Below are 22806 nucleotides of genomic sequence, written 5' to 3' on the forward strand. Positions count from 1 at the left end.
AGAGATGCATTTCAGGCAAATAAGTTAAAACACTGTTTTTCACTATGTTTTTAGTGATAATTTTTTTTGGTTTTTTTTGTTTGTGTATTTTAGGGATATAAGTTTTGCTTCATTTTATTTTGACTAAATAAAATAAATGATTAAAGCCATAGGTTAAATAAATCTTAATTTACTTAATATCAATATTTATTTAATAGTTTTGTAACATAAAATTTATAAAATGGGAATTGTCTTAAAGCCTATTGACATTGTAGATGACATTACTAAGGAAGAATTCTACGAAAAATACCTAAGGCCGAGAAGGCCTGTTGTCATCAAAAATATGGCAAAAAAATGGCCTGCATATCAAAAATGGACAATGGACCACATCAAAGAGACAGTAGGAGACGTAGAAGTTCCATTATATGACAGTTCCAAAGCTGATCCCTCAGCACCGATCAATACCCCTACTACAAAAATGAAGTTTGGCGATTATATAGACCTGATCCAAAGAGAACCTACCGATCTTCGTATTTTTTTCTTTGATCCTATTAAATATGCCAATAAGCTGCTGGATGATTATATTTCTCCAAAAGATTTAATGGGCGGCTTCCTGGATAAATATCCTTCCATGTTTTTCGGAGGAACTGGGTCCGTTACTTTTCTGCATTATGATATAGACCTTCCCCACATTTTTCATACCCACTTCAACGGGAGAAAGCACGTTATTCTTTTTGAAAATAAATGGAAAGAAAGATTATATAAGATCCCTTATACCACCTATGCATTGGAGGATTATGACATTTCAAATCCTGATTTTACCAAATTTCCCGCACTGAATGGGATCGAAGGTATTGAATGCTTTCTGGAACATGGGGATACCTTATTTATGCCTACAGGATGGTGGCACTGGATGAAATATCTGGACGGAAGTTTCTCTCTTTCCTTAAGGGCATGGGATAAATCCTGGGCTGTAAAGGCCCACTCTATCTGGAATCTTACGGTACAACGTAAATTCGATGATATCATGAAGGTCAATTTCAAGAAGAAATATATGGACTGGAAGGAAAAAATAGCCATAAAAAGAGCGGAAATAGCCTTACGCAGAGGCTTGCCTAAGTAAATATTCTTATTTTACAAAATTCTTAATCATAGGTTTTGATCCAATCGAAACCCATAATTTTTTGTTGGATACTAAGACTATTTGTATTGAATTCTAAATTTTGTGGAGTCCTTTAGTTATTACGCATGATAAATAAAATACTATTGCATTACACTTCTTTTTATTATTTTTATCTGGTCTAAATATTTATGATAGTGATTTGAATCATAGATTAAAAAAAACTTAAACACAATATTATATTTATTTAATTTAATAATTTTGTAACATAAAATTTACAGAATGGGAATTATTTTAAAGCCTATAGATGTTGTAGACGATATCAGTAAAGAAGATTTCTACGAAAAATATCTAAAGCCGAGAAGGCCCGTTGTCATCAAAAACATGGCAAAAAAATGGCCTGCATATCAAAAATGGACAATGGATTATATGAAGGAAACGGTAGGTGATGTAGAAGTCCCCTTATATGACAGCTCAAAGGCTGACCCGTCTGCTCCCATCAATGCATCTGCAGCCAAAATGAAATTTGGAGATTATATCGATTTGATTCAGAAAGAGCCTACAGATCTTAGAATCTTCCTTTTTGATCCGATTAAATTTGCTCCAAAACTTCTTGAAGATTATATTTCTCCCAAAGAATTAATGGGAGGGTTCCTTGATAAATATCCGAATATGTTCTTTGGAGGAAAAGGATCGGTTACTTTCCTTCATTTTGATATCGATATGGCGCATATCTTCCATACGCACTTCAATGGCAGAAAACATATCATGCTCTTTGATTACAAATGGAAAGAAAGACTTTATCAGATTCCTTATGCTACGTATGCTCTGGAAGATTACGATATTGAGAATCCTGATTTCACTAAATTCCCGGCGCTTGACGGAGTGGAAGGTATTGAATGCTTCCTTGAACATGGAGACACCTTGTTTATGCCTACAGGATGGTGGCACTGGATGAAGTATCTGGACGGAAGTTTCTCTATTTCCTTAAGGGCTTGGGATAAATCCTGGGCAGTAAAGGCACACTCTTTATGGAATCTTACGGTACAGCGTAAATTTGATGATATCATGAAGTCCAATTTCAAAAAAAGGTATATGGACTGGAAAGAGAAAAAAGCTGTTGAACGAGCCAATTATGCTTTAAAAAGAGGCTTACCAAAATAAAAAAAGGCGTTTCATCTGAAACGCCTTCACTTTTTACAAAATCCTATACACCGGATATTGCCTGAATGTCTTTTCTTCAAAATAAGGAGAATGTCTATAAACCCAGTCTAGCTGAGCAGCACCATCATCTGCAAATTTTTTATCTGATGATTTTTTATCGTCAAAGTCCTTTTTCAGTTTAGGATCTTTTTTTAATAGTTCAGCCGCGGTATCTTCAAAGATATATGCTGAAAAATATTCCTTTTGTGCCAGAATACCATCAAAGAAATTCCAGTTAAAGAAGGAATCCAATGCTTCCGGCTCAAGGGTTTCAATAATGTATTTAACTCCCGGCTGTTGTGTAGAAACTATATAATCACCTTCCAGGAAATTCATTTTTTTATCGGATTTATCAACCGTTGTTTCATAATGAAGATAATGTCCTTCGTACGGATTTTTAACCGTTTTAAAATCATTGATCTTATAGGACTCCACCGCTATTGCACTGTCCTTTTGAATCGGTTTCATTTCTATTTTATTCCTTTTGAATTCTTCAATAACCCTGTACTGGGACTGCGGAATGACATAATATTTTGGAATTGTAATGTAACCCGTAGGAACAGCAGTCGTAAACAATTTTATATTTTTTGTAAAAGGACTTGTCCTGTCGTAATACAATCTTGGTTTTCCGGATACTTCGCTGGGTTTATATTTTCCTTCATATCCTTTAAAATCCATCGTGGAAAATTTTGTAGAATCAATCTTCCAGCGGATACCATATTGTTTTCCTGGCTGATATTGCTTTAGGTTTTCAATACGATAGTCTTTGATCTTTTTATACTCTTTATCCAGATTCTGAAGGTTAACAAGCATATACTTATACGTTGCATCAACCCTTTTGTCGTAAGGTTTGAGCATATGCGTTTCCGGAACCGTGCCCAATGAGTTGAATAAAGAAGTATATCCCGTTGAGTATCGTGGTGAATCCTCAAAGGCTGCAAATCCGATTTCAGGGACATCCCCATGAATATTCACATATGGAGTGCTCTCATATCCCAGTTTTTTTAAATCCTGCAGGTTCTTTGCCTGATAATCATTGTAAAAATAATTTCCCAGTACATTTCCAAGGCGTTCTTTAAAAGTTGAAATATAGGTAAACGTATATTGGTAATCTGCCCCGTTGCTTACATGGTTATCGATAAAGACATCCGGCTTCAGCCACTGGTATATTTCCTGGAAACTTCTGGCATTTTTAGAATCGGCTTTAATAAAATCCCTATTCAGATCATAGTTCCTGGCATTTCCTCTGAATCCGTATTGTTCCGGACCGTTTTGATTCGCTCTGGAGTAAGACCCTCTGTTCAGCATTCCGCTTACGTTATATGCCGAAATAGCTGCTATGATAAAATTCTGTGGAGTCTTTATTTTTTTTGTGGCAAGATCCCGAATGAGCATCATGGTTGCATCAATTCCGTCCGGTTCTCCCGGATGGATTCCATTATTAACAAAAAGGATTGCTTTTTCTTTTCTCAGCTTTTCAATATCTTTTTCCGGAAACGGATTATAGATAACAAGATAGATGGGCTTTCCGTTATCATCTTCCCCTTTTTTAAGGTATTGAATTGTATTAAATTTTTTAGCCAGATCCTGGTAATAGTTATTCATCTCATCATAGGTAACGGTCTGGTTGCCATTTCCTTTTTCAAAAGGCGTCTGGAAAGATTTCTGTGAAAAAAACAATGAAGAACTAAGTAATAATAGAACAAATTTAAGTTTCATGAAGATAAAATTTCAGATTATAAAATTACTGAAATTATTGATGAATCTTTTGGTTAATCATAAAGACCGGGGGGTTCTTTTAAAGAAGTAAGAATGTCTCTGATTATCATTGATTTCTCGATTAGCAGCTACCCATTCCTTCCTGTCTCATCAGGATATAAAGCAGGAAGAGGATCACTCTGCCAGAACTCTTTGGTGTCTGCATCCATAATGGACAATGATCCTGTATAAGCAGCCCCGGTATCCAGATTCCAGACATTGGCTTTGTGTAGAGGTTCTTTGCTTCCCAGGTCAATAGTAGGGGTATGCCCAATAAATATCTCGTTATACAAAAGCAGCCTTTTAGGATATAATTCAGAGTTCTTGCTCAGCTTTTTATCCATACAAACAGCCGTTTCCCAAAGCGTCCGATCCCATCGGTAATTGCTGGAATAGACCTCTCTTTCCGGGCCGTGCATTGAAGAATATCCGGCATGAATAAATAAACGGTTCTGATCATCTACATCATAGTTTTTCATATGCTGAAAAAACTCCAAATGTTGCTGTAATTCTATTTTGGAATAGGCATCATAACTTTCGATAGTCTTTCTCCCCCCATTATTGAGCCACACTTCAGGAGTTTCCCCGAAAGAAAGCCAGTCTTCACACCAGGCATCATGGTTTCCTTTAATAAAAATACAATCCTGCTTTTTTGAAAGTTCAATCAGAAAGGCAATAATATGGGAAGATTCACTCCAGCCGTCTACATAATCTCCAAGAAAGATTAATTGATCATCACTTTTTACCTGAGCCCGGTCAAGAACCTGGATCAGCGCTTTAAAACCTCCATGAATATCACCTATTACTAACTTTCTCTTCATTTTTACTTTGAAATATATTTCGTGTCAACAAAATCCGTCAGCCAGACTCCATTGTCTGAAAGATAGAACTGAATTCCTTCTTCAGACATTTTGCCTGTCCGGATGGTCAAAATTACAGGTTTTCCGTGACGCATTCCCACTTTTGTAGCAGTATCTTTATCTGCACTCAGATGAACATGCTGCCTGCTTCTTTTTTCAATCCCTTTTTCCATAATGGAGCTGATATTACTTTCTGCAGTTCCATGGTAGAGATATTCCGGAGGCTGCTGAGGAATCAATGCCAGATCTATATCAATAGAGTGTCCCTGGTTAGCTCGTATTTTCGTTTTATCTTCGTTAAAAGCAAACCTTTTTTTGTTATTTGTTTCTACGACCTTATCTAATTCCTCCATCGTAAAATGCACTCTTTTGCGAGCCGATTTTGTAATCAATTCTTCCACATCCGCCCAACCATTTTCATCTAAATGCAGATGAATTGTTTCTGGCTGATGACGGAGAATCAGGCTTAAAAATTTACTTATTCTTTTATTTTCTATTTCGTTCATGATTATGTTTTTTATTTAGCAATGATATTCTTCAGGATCAGATCTTACTTGAATTCCTGTTGTTTCAATTATATTTTAAAATATTCACTTATAGTATTCATTGCTCTATTACTTACTAAAATATTTTGTCTCCAGCTTTTCACATAGTTTTTCAATATCTTCCTTCCTTACCAATTCTGAAATCCAGTCTTCAGGAATATTTTCAAAACCATAATAAATTCCAGCAATTCCTCCTGTTATTGCCCCTGTAGTATCGGTATCTTCACCTAAGTTAACCGCTTTCAATACCGCTTCAGAATAACTTTCTGAATTCATAAAACACCATAAAGAAGCTTCTAAACTGTGTAGAACATATCCTCCGCTTTTAATTTCATCTTCAGTATATTTCCAAATATCATTTTTTAAAAGCCTATCGAAAAGCTTAATTTCATTTGGATTAAAGCCTTTGATTTCTGCATATTTTAAACTTCTTTTTTGCATAAACTCATATGCTTCTTCTTTTCTTTTCCCTTTTATTAATTGGATAGCAAAAACAATATAGATAAAACAGGCAAATACTGAGCGAAAATGGCCATGGGTAATAGCAGAAACTTCTTTAATTGTTTTATAAAGCATGTCGATATCCTCTTGTTTTTCAAGATAAAAAGCTAATGGAAGAATTCTCATCAATGAACCATTTCCATTATCTTCCTCAAAGATATTTCCTGAAAATTTTGCGCTTTCGCCTTTTATCAGCCTTGCAATAGAATGTCTTGTTGTTCCGCCAATATCAAAAAGTTTTCCATGAGCCGTCCAATGTCCATATTTATTCCACTTAACAAAACTATGTCCTATTTTCTCTAAATCATATCCTTTAGTAAGCTCCTCCGCCAGACAAAGTGTTAAAGAGCTATCATCACTCCAGGTTCCTTTAGGCTGATTCCAAGACATATATTCCAAATATCCTTTAACCGGTGATTTCTTTAAATCTTCTCTTTTCTTAAATTCAACAGGAACCCCTAACGCATCTCCAACACAAACGCCGAAAATTCCAGATTTTACCACATTCTCCATTATGCCATATTTACAAGCTTATCAAACAATAATTTCATTCCTCTTGTTGCACTTTCTTTCATCACTACAGCTCTTTTACCATATCCGAACTCCGTTTCATTGGGATTGATAACGATCAAAAGACAATCATCTTTAATTTCATGTATCAGACCTGCTGCCAGATATACCTGCAAGGAAGTTCCGATAACAATTAAAATATCTGCTTCTTTTACCTTTTCTCTTGCTACATTGTATAAAGGCACATCTTCTCCAAACCAAACGATAAATGGTCTTAACTGAGATCCGTCTTCAGCTTTATCTCCCTCGTTAATATCATCTTTTTGCTCATAGATCAGGTCTTTGTTATGACTCGAACATGACTTAAACAATTCTCCATGGATGTGGAGGATGTTGGTTGATCCTGCCCTTTCATGAAGATCATCTATATTCTGAGTAATGATTTGTACATTGAAATACTTCTCAAGCTCTGCTAACAGCCGGTGGGCATCATTAGGTTCTACTTCGTGAAGCTGGCGGCGTCTCTGATTGTAAAACTCCAAAACCAATGCTCTGTCCCTCCTCCAGCCCTCAGGGCTAGCCACATCTGTTACATTATGATTTTCCCAGAGACCATCTCCGTCTCTGAATGTCTTTATTCCGCTTTCGGCACTAATTCCTGCACCGCTTAATATGGTTAGTTTTTTCATTGTTTTTCTTTTAATAGTTTGTCATAAATTGCTTCGTTTTCATTATCGAAACAAACGAAAATAATTTTTTCAATCCTTTCTGTCCAAAAATTTTGAACTTCATTAATAGCAATTTTTGCTGCTAATTCTTTCGGGAAATGATAAATTCCGGTACTAATGTTCGGAAAAGCTATTGTTTTAGCATCAAGACTCTCTGCTAATAGTAAAGAATTCCTGTAACAATTAGCTAAAAGCACCGATTCTTTTGCTTCTTCATCACCATTCCAGACCGGTCCCACGGTATGAATAACATAAGTTGCAGGAAGATTTCCTGCAGAAGTTACAACCGCCTCGCCCGTTTTACATTTTCCTTGTTTATTTCTTATATGAATACATTCTTTTAATATCTGCTTTCCACCTGCACGATGAATAGCCCCATCAACACCACCTCCTCCAAGTAAAGACGAATTTGCCGCATTTACAATAACATCAGCCTTTACTTTAGTGATATCGCCTTTTATTAATTCAATAAGTGGGCTCATCTAATTTTAATTTTTGTTTCCATTTTTTAATTTATTACCAAAACCGCCTCTTCATCAGACAGCTTAATTTCTACGGTTGCACCACTATTGAACTGCAAAAAATCCTGTTCAATTCCATCACTAAATATAAAACCATTATTTGGCATTAATGATTCTATAACGAGCCTATTTCCTCTTTTTATTCGCCCACTGCAAATTTCCGTTTGTGTTGCTTTACTTTTGAAAGGTTCTCTCACCGCAAAGTATAGATCATCTTCATTGAGTTCCGGATATTCCAGTTCTTTAGATCCTAAAATTCCATAGGCCATATTAAAGATCGAGCTTAGCCAGCCGGTACTTCCTGTCTTTGTAGAAACAATAATTCCACTGGAAGAATGCATCTCTTCTTTTCCGTTCATAACCACCTTATACCTTGCTGAGCTATGGGAAGAAACACCAATGAAAAGATCATTTACAGCCAGGAGCTTTTGCCCGTCATTCAATACTGCTTCAGCAAACTTCATTCTCTTTGAACTAAAATTTTCGTTTATAACAGAATAAATGCCATCCAGAAAGTTTTTTGTATTAAAAGGAAGCAGTACTCCATCATACCTTTCCTGGTCAGGGTTAATTGCTACGATAGGTATATTTTTAGAGTATTTTGCTACATTCACTACCAACCCATCCTGCCCAACCACCACAATTAAATTCTTTTGAGAGAAAATAAAGGAGGGTACAAATTCTCGTTCTACCACTTTATTTTTAATTACTTTGGAAAGTTTTGTCTGGACTTCAAGAAATGACTGATAGAACTTTTCATGTTCAGTAACATATTCCTGAAAATCACCCCCTGAACTTTCGATATAAAACCGGGCCTGTGCTTTTGTATTGAACCGTTCAATCAAAGCTTCCAATCTCGTTTTGTTCTTAATAATAATTGCGTATTCTGGTTTCATGGCTTTACTTCAATTGCTTATTTTAAATGCTTTTCATTCCTTTCATCGCTTAATGCTGTTTTAAGAGATTTTCCAATAAGTCCGGGCTTATATTTAAGTTTCCTATTTTCCCTGCATTTTCAGCAAGCTCTCTAAAAGCCAGTGCAATATTGGATCTTGCATCCTGGTTTCCACTCAAAGCACTTAGAATTCTCCAATCCATTTCTTTATATGGTTTCAATGAGGTTTCCAATACATAGCCCTGGGTTTCAGCTTCTTTTCTGTCATTTTCTGTCTTTTGCTCTATCAGCTGTTTTCTTTGATTTTCAACGGAAATATCAGCAGCAATCTTCATTTCTCTAAGGATCTTATTATTTTCCTCCTGCTGGATCTCTGTTTCCATTCTTTTTTCTTCGATCTGTTTTTGTTTTTCCTCAACTGCTATCTCTGTATTCAGTTCAGATTCTTTGATCTTTCTTTCCTGCTCCACAGCAAAGTTTCTTCTCTCATAAATAGCTTCATCTGCCTGCTGCTGGAGTTTCTCCCTGGTTTCCGTTTCTAATGCCCTGGCCATTTCCGGAGTGGTTTGAACCGCCAGAATACTGGCTCCCAATATTTCAATGCCCATGGTTTGGATGGTTTCTGAAGCCTTAAGCCCTTCTAAAATATGTTCCTCAATCTTCTTGGCAGAGCGAATGGCATCTTTTAAACTCATGTCATGGATAAATGATGAAGTAGAAGTCTGTGCCAGGTTAATGATTCTCTGGTTAAGCTTCTCAATATCATTTTTCTTATATACTCCTGATTCGTTAACCGTAAAATCCAATGTATTGGATAAAGCTTTTGGATCAATAATTTTATAGCTGATCTGTCCCTGGATTTTTACCGTCTGATAATCAAGCGTATTTTCATTAAAATAAACGGCAGATCATTACTTCCCATCGGAATTGCTACAATAGAACTGTTTGGGGCAAAATAAAAGAATGATAGCCCTCTTCCTTCTCTTACGGTTTTCCCATTTTTAAAATGAAGAACGTAAGTCATTGAATCGAATTTGATGTGTCTGAAACCAAACATTGCTTTACTTTTTTAAGAGTTAATATTTGTGTTGTTTTTACGCTAATTAAACAGGACATAAGTTTATCTTGTTTAAAAGAATGTATTCTTCATTGATGAACATAACATCCTTCCCGAATGCATATTTTCACTGTTGATTAATATTTTACATTATTGCCTTAACGGATAATAAATCCCTGTCCCGGGCCATATCATTCTTTTAGATCATCCCGGACCTCCATTAAAGCGAACCCTAAAAGATTCTCTCCTCTCCAATGAAGCGGATTTTTTGCTTCAGGATCTGATTCCAGCATTCCTATTCCCCAGATCTTATCATAAGGACTTGCTTCAATAATAAGCTTATCACCCGTTGATAATAGAAATTTTTTAAGCTCTCCGTTTTGCAAAAATTTAAAAAAGTTTCCTCTCTTTACAATTTCATATTTATGCTCATCCCAAATATGATGATCAAAGTTTTTAATCTTTCTTCCTAATCCCTTTGCCTCCTTTGGGTCCTGTGCTTCAATGATAAGAGCTTCGATATTCTCATCATTAAATAGTCTTGCTTTTTCTGCCATCATATAATGCTCTGCCGTTTTATAAATAACTCCTCCTTCTTCAAATTCAGCCAGATACCACTGACTGAAGCACGCCTTCGTGATCTGATCTTTGGCTGTATGACCCCAGAAAAATAAGAATTCCAACTCCTCTTTATTTTGAAACTTTTGGATGATATTTTGCAGATTATATTTCATGTTTGCGTTATTATTACACAAATGTAAGAGAATACTTTATTTCCCTCCAAATTTATTTGCGTTAATTTTACACTAATATCTTTAAAACATTGATTTTCAATTACATTAATTTATTACTGTACATTTTTATTTTAAATAATCCATCGAATAGTTTTATAAAAAAACGGGCTAAAGCCCGTTTTTCATTTGATATGATGATCATTTGTTATTATGTATTTACTTAGAAATATATGGTTTATACTCCTATTTGATTTCAAAATAAAATCCTTGCTCCTCAAGTTCCTTATATTTCTCCTGATTAAAAGTAAATAGTTTTCCCGGTCTTCCGCTCCCTTCTTTTTTAAGGTTGTTGGTTTCATTGAGAAGACCATAGCTCATGATCTTTTTACGGAAATTTCTGCGGTCTATCTCCTGGCCAATGATTGTTTTATAGAGGTTTTCCAGATCAGAAAACGGAAATTCCTCATTAAGAAGATTGAAACCAATCGGCTGGTATTGAATTTTCGTACGAAGTCTTTTTAACGCAATATCCAGTATTCCTTTATGATCAAAAGCAAGCTTTGGAAGCTGATTAACACTGAACCATTGTGCGTCTTCGGCATCGGAATCTGCAAATAGTTCATAGTAAGAAGGGTTTACCAGGCCCAAATAAGCTATAGAAACTACTCTGTTCCTGGGATCCCTACCCACATTACCAAAAGTATAAAGTTGTTCCAGAAAATCGGGCTTTATGCCAGCCTCTTCATACAGTTCTCTTTTTACAGCATCATCAAGATTTTCATCATCAAGAACCAATCCGCCCGGTAATGCCCATCCTCCTTTGAAAGGATCAATTTTTCTTTTTATCAAAAGAACCTGAAGATCCTTCTTATCAAAGTATCCAAATATAACTGCATCTACTGCTACTTTAATATTCTGCATAATATAGTTTGCGTTGTGAATACACAAAGTTAATGTTTTGAATTAAAAACTCCACCGTTAAAAAGGCAAAAACCAACAAAATAAAATTTCTTACCTTTAAATTAAAATTATAACCAACTTAAAACTAAACATTTATGAAAAATCTAATGTTCATTGTAATCGCAGCTTTTCTATTGACGGCTTGCGAAAAAGGAAAACCCAATATGGGTAAGGAATCCACAGGATCTGATTCTGCAGCATGGAAACCTGTAGATTCTGCTACCGCTGTAAAGGCATGGACTGAATATGCTACTCCCGGAGAGATGCACAAAATGCTTGCTAAATCAGATGGGAAGTGGACCGGAGAAACGACTATGTGGATGGAAGAAGGAGGAAAACCTATCAAAAGTACATCTGAGTGTACCAATAAAATGATCTTTGGCGGACGCTATCAGGAGAGCGTACACACCGGTAATATGTGGGGAATGCCTTTTGAAGGAAGGAGCATTGTTGGATACGATAATGCGACTAAAAAATTTGTAAGTACATGGATGGATAATATGGGAACAGGAATAATGTATACTACAGGAGATTGGAACGCTTCAAAGAAATCAATTGAATTTAAAGGTAAAATGCCTGACATTGCAAGACCTGGAAAAGAATGCGATGTAAGGGAAGTTTTTACATTCGTGGATGATAACACTCAAATCATGGAAATGTATGGTCCCGGCTCCAAAACCGGTAAGGAAATGAAAACAATGGAAATAAAATTCACCCGTAAAAAATAGAAAATAAAAAAACCGCTTCCTCTGAAGCGGTTTTTTATGCTAATTGGTTTCTGATGCACTTGTTACCGGAACGCTGAAATTATTGTTTAAATAATTAACGTTGTAGACCTGCCCGCTCCATGTCTTCATTGTGGAGTTGAAAACATATATTTATGATCATACGTATCAGCAAACATTAACAACAGTAAAAAACACACCTCATTTTCAGTGATTTACCTGATCCTACACCTTCTTTTATTATAGAAATTTGATATAGTAAAAAGGTCCAGGCCGAAAACCTTAAAAAGTAGGCATAAAACAAACTAACATTATTATGAATGCAAAAAATTTATTAAGAGTACTTATTGTAATTATCGTCATTATTGGCGGAGTTATTATTATTGTAATAGGCAAAAAACCATTTCCTGAGCCTGAATGTATTGTATGCGGTACTAAACTGATAACCATGCTTGGTATCGTTGAAATTATTCTGGGATTAGGAGCGCTGGTCGTGCAGAGAAACCTGATTGATAAGCAGAGAAATCTATAAAATAAAAAGACCGATATGATATCGGTCTTTTTTATATTAATCATTTAGCTTTAATACGGCCATAAATGCAGATTGCGGTACTTCTACCCTACCAATCTGTTTCATCTTTTTCTTACCTTCCTTCTGTTTTTCCAAAAGCTTACGTTTTCTGGAAATATCTCCCCCGTAACACTTCGCTGTAACATCTTTTCTTAGAGCTTTAATGGTTTCCCTCGCGATAACCTTCGTTCCCAATGCAGCCTGAACCGCAATATCAAACTGCTGTCTAGGGATCAGTTCACGAAGCTTTTCACACATCTTTTTACCGATATGATAGGCATTACTATCGTGAATCAATGAAGAAAGGGCATCTACCATATCGCCATTGATCAGGATATCCATTTTTACAAGCTTGGAAGCTCTGAATCCGATCGGATGATAATCAAATGATGCATATCCTTTAGAAATGGATTTCAGTCTATCGTAGAAATCGAATACAACTTCTGCCAGAGGCATATTGAATATCAGCTCTACTCTTTCAGAAGTTAAATAACTTTGGTTAACGATCTCTCCTCTTTTCTCAATACATAAAGTCATTACCGATCCTACAAAATCAGATTTGGTAATAATAGAAGCTTTAATAAACGGTTCTTCCACTCTATCCATTGTAGATGGATCCATCATTTCAGACGGGTTATTAATCAAAATAGGAACATCCGGTTCTTTTTTAGTATATCCGAAATAAGAAACGTTCGGTACCGTAGTGATAACGTTCATATTGAATTCCCTATCCAATCGCTCCTGAACAATTTCCATATGCAGCATTCCTAAGAAACCACATCGGAACCCAAAGCCCAGAGCAGCAGAACTTTCCGGTTCAAAAACCAAAGAAGCGTCGTTAAGCCTTAACTTCTCTAATGAAAATCTAAGTTCCTCAAAATCCTCAGAATCAATAGGATAAATCCCTGCAAATACCATCGGTTTAACTTCCTCAAATCCTTCAATCGGTCCACTTGCAGGTTTATCGAAAGAAGTGATGGTGTCTCCTACCTTAACTTCTCTAGCATCTTTAATTCCAGAAACCAAATATCCTACATCTCCACATCCAATTGTCTTTTTAGGAACCTGCTTCAGCTTTAAAGTCCCTACTTCGTCAGCTCCATATTCTTTTCCAGTGGCAAAAAATTTTATTTTTTCGTTTTTGGAAATACTTCCATTTACTACTTTAAAATAGGCTTCTATACCACGGAAAGGATTGTATACGGAATCGAAGATCAAAGCCTGAAGTGGTGCATCAGGATCTCCTACAGGAGCAGGAATTCTTTCCACAATCTGCTCAAGCAGATGATGAACCCCTTCACCGGTTTTCCCGGAAACCCTTAATACATCTTCATATTCGCAACCAATTAAATTCATGATTTCATCAGTCACTTCTTCAGGATTGGCTGAAGGTAAATCGATTTTATTAAGAATAGGAATGATCGTCAGATCATTCTCCAATGCAAGATAAAGATTACTAATAGTCTGTGCCTGAATACTTTGAGCAGCATCTACAATAAGAAGCGCTCCTTCGCAGGCAGCAATTGATCTGGAAACCTCATAAGAGAAATCCACGTGTCCCGGGGTATCGATCAGATTTAAAATATATTTTTCCCCTTTATATTCATAATCCATCTGGATCGCGTGAGATTTAATCGTAATCCCACGTTCTTTCTCCAAATCCATATCATCCAGCGTCTGAGACTGTAATTCCCTCTGGGTAACTGTATTGGTATATTCCAATAAACGATCCGCCAAAGTACTTTTACCGTGGTCAATATGAGCGATTATGCAAAAATTTCGTATGTTTTTCATTTAAGAACCTTGTAATTTGCAAAGATAAAAAAAAGCAAGACAATTCATTGCTGTTAATTTTAATCAGTGAAATTAATTTATAATTCCGAAGGAAAATCGTATTCTCCCGTTAAAGGATCAATATAGATTTCAAACTTATCCCCTTTTTTCATTTTCTTTTGTTCTGCTCCCTGTTGAATTGCATCAGCAACACCTCCAATTAAACCAAACATTCCTAATGTATTATTAGAAGCTGCAGGAAAAAGATATCCTCTGTTGCTTACCACATAAAATCCTTTTTCATTTCTATTTAAATCCAGAAAGCCTGATAATCCCTTTTTATAAGCCTTTCCGTTTTCCACATAAGCAAACATTTTGTAGGCAGGAATCTTATTCTTTTTACCATTTTCCTCTTTTAGTGCTTTTGTCACCTCCCCTTTTTCATTCCTTTCAAGTAGATAATTTCCGGGCTCGGGAGTCTGGTTAAAGAATGAAAAGTGATCCAAATAAATCCCATCCTTTAACTGATCGCTCTTATATACTGCATAATTGTTATTGACAAATGATTCATAATCAGAAAGCTCGTTGATAGATACAGCATTTCCAACAGGTCTCTTTCTGTATGTTCTCATGAATAAATCAAAAAAAACATTAGGAACATTCTTAACTAAAAGTTCTGCAATTTCCTTATTATTGAGTGTAACTACAGTATCTTTTTTATATAGGAAACGATATTGGTCCCCTTCCTTTGAAAAAGTCTGGGCTGAAAAATCAATGCTCCCGCTTGTATTTTTTCCAATTGTTTCTCCAACACTTAATTTAAGCTTTTTTAAAATCAGAACCAGGTCTGCACTTCCTCCCTCATCATTTCCTTTTTTATACCAGTTTCCTAAATCATTTCCCGGGCTTGTAAGGAAAACAACTTCCTTCTCTTCTTTTTGATTTCCAAAAGGAAGAATTCCTATTTTTTTGTCTTCTCTTTGATCAATGACCGTTAAAGACTTATAAGTTTCTTTTCCGTAATTTGGAATACTCCCTTTGAATTTGATGTATTCTTTTCCCTGAGATAATACGGTGATTGCAATAAAAAGGCTTGCAGTCTGAAGTAATTTCTTCATCTTTTTTTATATTTTTTGCAAAAGTAAAGATTAGTTTTAAACCAACTACACCAAACAAAAAACATTCATAAAAGCTATTAATCTCTATATTATTTTAAATCTTATTTTGAAAAAATGCAGTCTCCCGTAACGATAATTGTTCTAACAATGCTTGCCACAAAATATCATTTCAAACATAAAATCAAACGACTCTTACAAAAAGATTCGTAAGAGTCGTCCAACATTAAAAAAATAAACTATTATGGGTTTTGTTTCGGAGTTCCCGAATTGTTATGATCGTGAGGCTTTCTGTCATTCATCTTATCTCTCATCCTCCACTCCGATTGAAACAATTTCAGTACTTTCTGACAGGGAACTACCCGCTGCATTTTCTCAGCATATTTTTTTCTATTATCCAGTAATTTTTGTCCCAGCTCAAAGCTTTGCTGTAGCTTGACTTTGGCTTCTTCATCAGACATTTTATCAGGATCAAAATCAGGATTAAACTGGCTTTTTATCTGTTTCTGATTATCTATGTATTCATTATAAATAGCCGTAAATTCTGCTTTATCTTTCTCATCTACATTCAGATTGTCCAGCATCATATTATCTCTGAATTTTTTCAAAAGATCTTTTCTCTCTTCCGGAGAAAGGTTATTGATGATCTCCTTTCTTTGTTTAGGGTCCATCTTTTTCCAGTCATAATCCGTCCTTTGAGCATTTAAACAAAAGCCGTAAATAATAAAAAGGGTAAATAATATCTTTTTCATCTCTTCTTTTAATTATATAAATCTAAATAAACGTCTTCTGTTGAATTCTTGGCTAGTTCTGCAATCTCAGAATTAGAAAATGAATCCAGATATTCGTTCATTTTAGTTTCAGTCTGCTTTGAAACAGCGACTCCGTTCTGGGGTTTTGAAACTGTTTCTGCTTCAGTATCCTGAGAATCGTCTATCTCTGCACTTTTCTTGTTTTGAACTATTTGATCCGTGCTTTCCACAGAAATTAAATCAGATTTCAAAGTTTCGTAGGCAAGCTCGCTTTCACTCTTTGGGGCCTGGTCATTCTTTGCATAACTTACTTCAGAAATACCAGAATCTTTTATTGTATTTTGATCGGAATTGAAAACAAAAATACTTCCAAAGATCAAAGCTAATGACGCGGCAACCGCATACATCCAATTTAATTTAAATATGGGTGCTTTTTTATTTGCCTTCACGTCATTCATCACTCTTTCCTGGATCATATTAAACATATCATCAGGAGCTTTGTAAATGTTTTTACGTTCTAATTTCTCTATATCGAACTCTTTCATCTTATTATGTTAATCAAAAATTATTCTCGTAATTTTCTTTAATATATTCTTCTATCTTTTGTTTGGCATAGTGATAATTTGTTTTTAAGGTTCCTACGGACATATCAACAATTTTTGATATCTCTTCGTAAGGCAAATCATCATAATACCGCATCATAAATACGAGTTTCTGTTTTTCAGGCAGACTCTGTATAGCATTCTGTAATAAAACCTGTATTTCATCGGCATCTTTTTCAGCATTATCCGCTACAAGATTTTGCATATGATACTCAGCATCTTCATCAGTTTTTTGCATTTTTTTCATTTTATTAACTTGCTGTAATGCTTCGTTGGTAGCTATCCTGTACAACCAAGTATACAGCTGGCTATCATTTTTGAACTGGTGAAAATTCTGATAGGCTTTTATAAAAGTATCCTGCAACGTATCCTGAGCAAGATCTCCGTCTACAATAATTCTTCGTATATGCCAATATAATCTACTTTGATAAGCATCCATCAAGGCACGAACTCCTTTATCCTGAGTTCGGGGATTTTGCATCAGCGTAATAATTTCCGCGTCCTTAATCTTCATAGATGCTTTCACTGTTTTGGATTACAAAAATATCTAAAAGTTAAATACTTTGTTCAATTTTCAGTCCAAAACTCATAAAATATTATCTTTGTTATATGCAAATTGTAATTATAGGTTCCGGAAATGTCGCATACCATCTGGCAAAAGCCTTTGTTCTGAATAACATTCCGTTAGCTCAGATTTTTGGACGAAATGAAAAGGATTTGGAAAAAATAGCTGCGGAGTTACATATTCCTTATTCTACGGAAAAGCTGGAAGATGCCGATTTATATATTATCTGTGTAAGTGATAACTCTGTACAGAATGTTTCAGCAATGATCACTAAAAAAGATTCACTTGTTGCTCATACTTCAGGCTCGCTTCCTAAGGAGCTTTTAGCAGGGGAGTACAGGAAAGCAAGTTTTTATCCTTTACAGACATTTTCTAAATCCAAAGATCTCACCTACAAGAAAATCCCTTTTTTCATAGAGACAGAAACCGAAAAAGATAAAGAGATTCTTTTTGAACTGGCATCCAAAATATCTGATCATGTAATGGAAAGTAGTCATGACAAAAGAAAATATATCCATCTTACAGCGGTTTTCGCCTGTAATTTTGTGAATCACCTTTTTTCTAAAGCCAAAGAAATATCGGATTCCCAGGAGATTCCGTTCGACTATTTTCTTCCGTTAATTGATGAAACCGTTCAAAAAATTCATGAAATTGAACCCAGGCTTGCGCAAACGGGTCCGGCTGTAAGAAATGATGTAAGGGTATTGGAACTTCATGAGCAATTGCTAAAGGATGAAAGCCTTGAAATATATAAAGTAATGAATCATTCTATTAAAAAAATGTATGGGTTATAAAGAGAAATTAAAAGATATTAAAGCATTCGTATTTGACGTGGACGGTGTTTTTACCGATGGAAGTGTGTATCTGATGCCGGGTGGAAATATGAGCAGAGTGATGAATGTTCTGGACGGCTATGCAGTAGTAAAAGCTTTAAAAAATAATTATTTAATAGGGGTGATTACCGGAGGAAATGATGAGATGGTAAAACATCGCATCAATTATCTGGGTATAGAAGATTATTATGCCAAATCACATGATAAAATGGCTGATTTTGAAGATTTTAAAAAGAAATACAATCTTAAAAATGAAGAGATCCTGACAATGGGTGATGATCTTCCTGACCTGCATATTATGGAAAGTTCAGCCATCGCAGCCTGTCCAGAAAATGCTGTTCCCGAAATCAAAGGCATCGCTGATTATATTTCCACAAAGCAGGGTGGAAGTGGAGCTGTACGTGACGTAATCGAGCAGGTAATGAAGGTGCAGGGAAACTGGCATGATGACAACACACAATCTGTATAAATACTTGATATGAAATTACATTTAGCATCACAATCACCCAGAAGAAAGGAATTGCTTTCCAGCCTTGGATTTGATTTTGAAGTAGTAACAATAGATTGTGAAGAAATCATTCCTGATGATATGGCTATTGAAAATGCGGCTGCCTATCTTTCTCAATTAAAGGCAAACTCATTCCGTCCACTTGAGGCGGGTGAAGTTTTACTCACTGCAGATACCGTTGTTGCCTTAAATAATCAAATTCTTGGAAAACCGAAAGATGAAGCCGATGCTCAGCATATGCTGCGATTGCTTTCCGGAAAAACGCATCAGGTATATACAGGAATTACCATACAGACGGTTGATCAGGTTTTTACAGAAACGGATGTTGCAGATGTGGAACTCGATGAAATTTCCAATGAGGAAATTGATTATTATATTACCCATTACAAACCTTTTGATAAAGCAGGAAGTTATGGTATCCAGGAATGGCTGGGAATGGCAAAGATCAAAAAATTATCCGGTAGTTTTTATACAATAATGGGGCTTCCAACACATCTGGTTTACAAAATATTGAAAGAAATATAAATTTTTCCAATATAAAATTTTATTATTTTTACAAAATCATCAAACTTTTGATAATAAAAAGTAGATTAGCTAGTTATATTGAAATAATGAAAAAGAATATTTTATTCCTTTTAGCAGCATGTTTTGTTGTATCCTGTGCCACCAAGGTAAAAAAACCGGAGCAACGATCAAAGTTCTTAAAAGGTTTTTCCACATATTATAACACTTTATTTAATGCAAAAGATGCATTGAACAGTGAATTTACGACCAGAGATAAGGGGCATAAAGATAACTTTTATGCTCCTTATATTCCTATACTTACCTATGAAAATCAGCCCTTGGGAAGTGATCTTGGACAATCAACGGCCTTTGCAGAAAATTCTATGAAAATGGCCGAAGTAAATAAGCCTTCTAATTCTTCCGGAAGGGGAGCAAGCGGGCCTCCGGGTAAGCCTGGTCTCCAGGATATTCCCGGTATGGTAAAAGACAAAGTTAATTCCGCTGTTGCAGGTCTAACGGGAAATGATTCCAATCAGCCTGAGGTAAAAGGAGCTACCGCGCTTCAAATTGCAGAATCAAAGGCTTTAAAAGCTATCAATAAGTATTCGGTAGTGAGAAACGGGGAAGAAAAGAATAAACAGATTTTTGATGCCTATATGATCCTTGTTCAATCCCGGATCTATCAGGACAAACCTTTAGAAGCCCTTGATGCCTTAAATTATGTTTTCACTCATATGAAAGAAGACAAAAGATTACCATTAGCTAAGGTTTATCAGGGACAGGCTTATGCCCAGATGAAAGATTATCATAAAGCTCAGGAGATTTTCACTAAGCTGAAAGGAGAGGGGATCAGTAAAAATGATGATAAATTATTGAGCATTTATAATTCAGAAACTCTTTTGGATGCAGGTAAAAAAGAAGAGGCAGTAAAAGAACTTGACAGAGCATTTGAACTTAACAATAACAGTAAATTAAAAAGCCGAATTTCATATTTAAGAGGACAGATCCTGGAAGGACTGGGCCAGAATGAAAAGGCCAGAGAAAGTTTTTTAGCTGCTTATAAATATGCGAATGATTTTGAATTTGAAGTTAAATCGCAGATTGAAATCGCAAAAACCTTCAATGGAAAAGGGGATTATAATGGTGCTAAGAATTATCTGGAGAAGATCAGTAACAAGGGAACTTACATGTCCAGAAAGAATGAATTTTATTATGCTTTAGGACTTATGGCCAACAAGGCGGGTAAAAAAGAAGAGGGACAACAGTTTTTCAGAAAATCTTTGACGGAAAAGGTATCTGATCCGCAGGTTCGCGGTCTTGCTTATTACGAGATAGGAAAAAATTACCTGGACAAAAATGATTACATCGGTGCCGGAGCATATTATGACTCTGCGCTTGCTGTTATGACCTATGAACCATCTAAAGTCCTTTTAAAAGATCAGTCCGAGAATATTAAAAAGATCTCAAGAAACTATTACCTGATCAAAAAAAATGACAGTATTCTTTCATTAGCAAAAATGACTGATGCTCAAAAAACTGAATTTTTTGCCAAGCATATTGCCAAATTAAAAGCCAAGGAAGAAAAAGAAGAATTGGAAAGAAGACGTGCTGAAAGAAATAAAGGTTTTGACACGGGAGATTATAATTCCAACTCTATTTTTGCCAATAGTTCAACTTCTTTTGAAGATTTCGGAACAGCTCCTAAAGGATTTTATTTTAGCAATACGGGAACTGTAAGCAAGGGTACTTCCTCATTTAAACAGGTTTGGGGTGACAGGGCATTAAGTGATAACTGGCGTTATTCTAAAAAAATGTCTTCTATTGATGATATGAAGAATGAAGCGCTGGGAGTAACATCAGCTCCCGATCCGAGACGTTTTGAACCTGCTTTCTATATTGAACAGATTCCAACGGATGCGGGTAAACTAGGACAACTGAAAAAGGATAGAGATACGGCTTCTTTAGGATTAGGGATCATGTACCAGAACTATTTTACCAACACGCCTTTAGCGACTAAAACACTGTATGATCTGGTTGATGTAAAGCCGGAAGAAAAAGTACTATTGCAGGCGTTGTATGAAATTTTTGCAATGAATTATGAGAAAAACCCACAGGCATCAGAGAAGGCAAAACAGATCCTGTTGACAGATTATCCTTATACTTCGTATGCGGAATTTGCAAGAAATCCTAAAAATAATTCATTTGTAAAATCCTCTGAAGATGTTGAAAATGAATACAAAAGAGCATACGCATTATATGAAGCAGAAAAATTCAGTGATAGTAAGAATGTCATTGACCAGACTATTGAGAAGTATCCGAAAGATGCATTAGTCCCAAAATTGTATTTACTGAATGCTTTCAATACCGGAAAGTCCAGTGGTAAAGAAGTAATGATTCTACAATTGGAACAGATTGCATTAAATTATGCCAAAACACCTGAAGGTATTAAAGCTAAGGAAATGCTGAACTATCTGAAGAGTGATCTTGCGTTCCAGGCAACGGACAACAAAGGAAATACGATACCTCAGAACCAGAATAATGTACCAGTACAACCTGCTTCACAGAATAATGTTCCTACCGGCCCGGATAATAACGATCCTCAAAAAATACAGGACTTTAACGGCCAGCCACCTGTAAAGAAAAAATCAAAAAGGTTTGGGAATCCTGATCAGAATAAGCAGGATCTTCAAATGCAGAATCCGAATTCACAGCCTCCAAGGCCAAAATAAATAAAAAAGCGAAGATTTAATCTTCGCTTTTCTTTTTCTTTACTCCATGAAAATCTTTTACATAAAAAGGTTCAAAGTAGGCAATATCTTCGTAGTCTTTACTTTCTGTTTTTTCAAGCGTCTTCTTTATCAGGTGTTGTGCGGAAGGGTATACCTCTTCATTATATTCTGCGTTGGGTAACTGCAGTATTTCTTTTGCCTTTCTAGCGCCGTCTCCTACAAAAAGTATTTTTTTATCCGACCATTCATTAAAAGATTGTTCATCAAGAATTTTAGCTTCCGTAGAAGAAATCTCTTTTCCCGTAATACCGTCATAAGCTGCCGTATAAACCTCCATTCTCCTTGCGTCAACTAAGGGTATGATTACATCATAGTTTTGTCCTAAAAAGGGCTCTTTCATGCTTTCGAGAGAATTCACCGCAATCAGAGGAATTTTTAAACCATAACAAAATCCTTTTGCAGAAGCTGCACCAATCCTTAATCCAGTATAAGAGCCGGGGCCTTTTCCCAAGGATATGGCTTCAATCTCTTTAATGGAAATTCCTGCCCCTTCCAATGCCCACTCTACAAAGGTATGCAAGCTTTCGGATTGTTTATAGTTTTCAGAAACTTCTTCACATACACACAGGAGTTTATCATTATCTGAAATGGCAACTGAGCAGTTTTTAGAAGAGGTTTCTAGATATAATATTTTCATTTTTGTAAGCTTATCGGCAGGTTTAAATACACTTAAATAATATCTGCAAATTTAATCCTTT

General features: G+C 35.6%; 25 protein-coding genes. 8 read left to right on the forward strand and 17 right to left on the reverse strand.

Translation table 11 applies throughout. The features are described from left to right. The first annotated feature begins 220 nt into the window (after positions 1–220). Both ACNFU2_RS13875 and ACNFU2_RS13880 read left to right on the forward strand, forming a co-directional pair. Positions 221–1102, forward strand: a complete 882-nt coding sequence (locus ACNFU2_RS13875; RefSeq protein ID WP_172281630.1) for a cupin-like domain-containing protein — start codon at positions 221–223, stop codon at positions 1100–1102. 279 nt (positions 1103–1381) lie between these two features. Continuing rightward, entirely contained in the window at positions 1382–2263 is an 882-nt protein-coding gene (locus ACNFU2_RS13880; RefSeq protein WP_172281632.1) for a cupin-like domain-containing protein, read from the forward strand. Positions 2264–2296: 33 nt separating this feature from the next. Here ACNFU2_RS13880 and ACNFU2_RS13885 read toward each other — a convergent pair whose 3' ends face one another. The 11 genes from ACNFU2_RS13885 to ACNFU2_RS13935 form a co-directional block, all read right to left on the reverse strand. Then, positions 2297–4021 carry a hypothetical protein gene (locus ACNFU2_RS13885; protein ID WP_273650233.1) on the reverse strand — a complete coding sequence of 575 codons (1725 nt, stop codon included), beginning with the start codon at positions 4019–4021 and terminating at the stop codon, positions 2297–2299. Positions 4022–4149: 128 nt separating this feature from the next. Further along, positions 4150–4881, reverse strand: a complete 732-nt coding sequence (locus ACNFU2_RS13890; protein WP_306613188.1) for a metallophosphoesterase family protein — start codon at positions 4879–4881, stop codon at positions 4150–4152. A gap of 2 nt (positions 4882–4883) precedes the next feature. Further along, positions 4884–5426 carry an RNA 2'-phosphotransferase gene (locus ACNFU2_RS13895; RefSeq protein WP_306613190.1) on the reverse strand — a complete coding sequence of 181 codons (543 nt, stop codon included), beginning with the start codon at positions 5424–5426 and terminating at the stop codon, positions 4884–4886. A gap of 108 nt (positions 5427–5534) precedes the next feature. After that, complete coding sequence (locus ACNFU2_RS13900) at positions 5535–6479, reverse strand: ADP-ribosylglycohydrolase family protein (protein WP_273650235.1); 945 nt, start codon at positions 6477–6479, stop codon at positions 5535–5537. Next, positions 6479–7165, reverse strand: coding sequence for an SIR2 family NAD-dependent protein deacylase (locus ACNFU2_RS13905; RefSeq protein ID WP_418122076.1), 687 nt, complete (start codon positions 7163–7165; stop codon positions 6479–6481). The genes ACNFU2_RS13900 and ACNFU2_RS13905 overlap by 1 nt, the downstream gene beginning before the upstream one ends. Further along, on the reverse strand, positions 7162–7686 hold the full coding sequence (locus tag ACNFU2_RS13910; protein WP_273650237.1) for an O-acetyl-ADP-ribose deacetylase: 525 nt from the start codon (positions 7684–7686) through the stop codon (positions 7162–7164). The genes ACNFU2_RS13905 and ACNFU2_RS13910 overlap by 4 nt, the downstream gene beginning before the upstream one ends. Positions 7687–7712: 26 nt before the next feature. Continuing rightward, positions 7713–8621, reverse strand: a complete 909-nt coding sequence (locus ACNFU2_RS13915; RefSeq protein WP_273650238.1) for a sugar kinase — start codon at positions 8619–8621, stop codon at positions 7713–7715. A 49-nt stretch (positions 8622–8670) separates the two neighbouring features. Then, on the reverse strand, positions 8671–9480 hold the full coding sequence (locus ACNFU2_RS13920) for an SPFH domain-containing protein (RefSeq protein ID WP_418124907.1): 810 nt from the start codon (positions 9478–9480) through the stop codon (positions 8671–8673). A 2-nt stretch (positions 9481–9482) separates the two neighbouring features. Beyond that, positions 9483–9677 carry a hypothetical protein gene (locus ACNFU2_RS13925; protein ID WP_418122079.1) on the reverse strand — a complete coding sequence of 65 codons (195 nt, stop codon included), beginning with the start codon at positions 9675–9677 and terminating at the stop codon, positions 9483–9485. A 191-nt stretch (positions 9678–9868) separates the two neighbouring features. Beyond that, positions 9869–10411 (reverse strand): NADAR family protein, encoded by a 543-nt coding sequence (locus ACNFU2_RS13930; protein WP_273650240.1) that lies wholly within the window; start codon positions 10409–10411, stop codon positions 9869–9871. Between the two features lie 243 nt (positions 10412–10654). Next, positions 10655–11332, reverse strand: a complete 678-nt coding sequence (locus ACNFU2_RS13935) for an NUDIX hydrolase (protein ID WP_172281656.1) — start codon at positions 11330–11332, stop codon at positions 10655–10657. 134 nt (positions 11333–11466) lie between these two features. On the opposite strand from ACNFU2_RS13935, the gene ACNFU2_RS13940 reads away from it, so the two are divergent. Both ACNFU2_RS13940 and ACNFU2_RS13945 read left to right on the forward strand, forming a co-directional pair. Continuing rightward, positions 11467–12099, forward strand: coding sequence for a DUF1579 domain-containing protein (locus tag ACNFU2_RS13940; protein ID WP_172281658.1), 633 nt, complete (start codon positions 11467–11469; stop codon positions 12097–12099). A gap of 313 nt (positions 12100–12412) precedes the next feature. Beyond that, a complete protein-coding gene (locus ACNFU2_RS13945) occupies positions 12413–12628 on the forward strand; it encodes a hypothetical protein (protein ID WP_273650241.1) in 216 nt (71 codons plus the stop codon). 36 nt (positions 12629–12664) lie between these two features. Here the strand turns inward: ACNFU2_RS13945 and lepA are convergent, their stop codons facing one another. The 5 genes from lepA to ACNFU2_RS13970 form a co-directional block, all read right to left on the reverse strand. Next, positions 12665–14461: a translation elongation factor 4 gene (gene lepA / locus ACNFU2_RS13950; RefSeq protein ID WP_172281662.1), complete on the reverse strand. Its 1797-nt coding sequence runs from the start codon at positions 14459–14461 to the stop codon at positions 12665–12667. A 77-nt stretch (positions 14462–14538) separates the two neighbouring features. Further along, complete coding sequence (locus tag ACNFU2_RS13955; RefSeq protein ID WP_273650242.1) at positions 14539–15558, reverse strand: hypothetical protein; 1020 nt, start codon at positions 15556–15558, stop codon at positions 14539–14541. A 239-nt stretch (positions 15559–15797) separates the two neighbouring features. Then, positions 15798–16307 carry a hypothetical protein gene (locus tag ACNFU2_RS13960; RefSeq protein ID WP_273650243.1) on the reverse strand — a complete coding sequence of 170 codons (510 nt, stop codon included), beginning with the start codon at positions 16305–16307 and terminating at the stop codon, positions 15798–15800. 8 nt (positions 16308–16315) lie between these two features. Beyond that, positions 16316–16852 carry a hypothetical protein gene (locus ACNFU2_RS13965; RefSeq protein WP_172281668.1) on the reverse strand — a complete coding sequence of 179 codons (537 nt, stop codon included), beginning with the start codon at positions 16850–16852 and terminating at the stop codon, positions 16316–16318. 13 nt (positions 16853–16865) lie between these two features. Beyond that, positions 16866–17423, reverse strand: coding sequence for an RNA polymerase sigma factor (locus tag ACNFU2_RS13970; RefSeq protein ID WP_172281670.1), 558 nt, complete (start codon positions 17421–17423; stop codon positions 16866–16868). A 95-nt stretch (positions 17424–17518) separates the two neighbouring features. Here ACNFU2_RS13970 and ACNFU2_RS13975 point away from each other — a divergent pair, with 95 nt between their 5' ends. The 4 genes from ACNFU2_RS13975 to ACNFU2_RS13990 all read left to right on the forward strand — a co-directional run bounded on the left by ACNFU2_RS13975 (position 17519) and on the right by ACNFU2_RS13990 (position 22048). Next, the gene (locus tag ACNFU2_RS13975; protein WP_172281672.1) at positions 17519–18268 is read left to right on the forward strand and encodes a Rossmann-like and DUF2520 domain-containing protein; all 750 of its coding nucleotides are present in this window, start codon (positions 17519–17521) and stop codon (positions 18266–18268) included. After that, positions 18258–18776, forward strand: coding sequence for a KdsC family phosphatase (locus ACNFU2_RS13980; RefSeq protein ID WP_172281674.1), 519 nt, complete (start codon positions 18258–18260; stop codon positions 18774–18776). Before ACNFU2_RS13975 ends, ACNFU2_RS13980 begins: the two co-directional genes overlap by 11 nt. A 9-nt stretch (positions 18777–18785) precedes the next feature. After that, a complete protein-coding gene (locus tag ACNFU2_RS13985) occupies positions 18786–19340 on the forward strand; it encodes a Maf family protein (RefSeq protein WP_273650244.1) in 555 nt (184 codons plus the stop codon). Between the two features lie 86 nt (positions 19341–19426). Continuing rightward, positions 19427–22048, forward strand: coding sequence for a tetratricopeptide repeat protein (locus ACNFU2_RS13990; protein WP_306613201.1), 2622 nt, complete (start codon positions 19427–19429; stop codon positions 22046–22048). A 16-nt stretch (positions 22049–22064) separates the two neighbouring features. On the opposite strand, the gene tsaB is transcribed toward ACNFU2_RS13990, so the two are convergent. After that, positions 22065–22745 carry a tRNA (adenosine(37)-N6)-threonylcarbamoyltransferase complex dimerization subunit type 1 TsaB gene (gene tsaB, locus ACNFU2_RS13995; protein ID WP_273650246.1) on the reverse strand — a complete coding sequence of 227 codons (681 nt, stop codon included), beginning with the start codon at positions 22743–22745 and terminating at the stop codon, positions 22065–22067. Between the last annotated feature and the right edge of the window lie 61 nt (positions 22746–22806).

Source organism: Chryseobacterium sp. PTM-20240506, from assembly GCF_048296755.1.
GTDB lineage: Bacteria > Bacteroidota > Bacteroidia > Flavobacteriales > Weeksellaceae > Chryseobacterium > Chryseobacterium proteolyticum.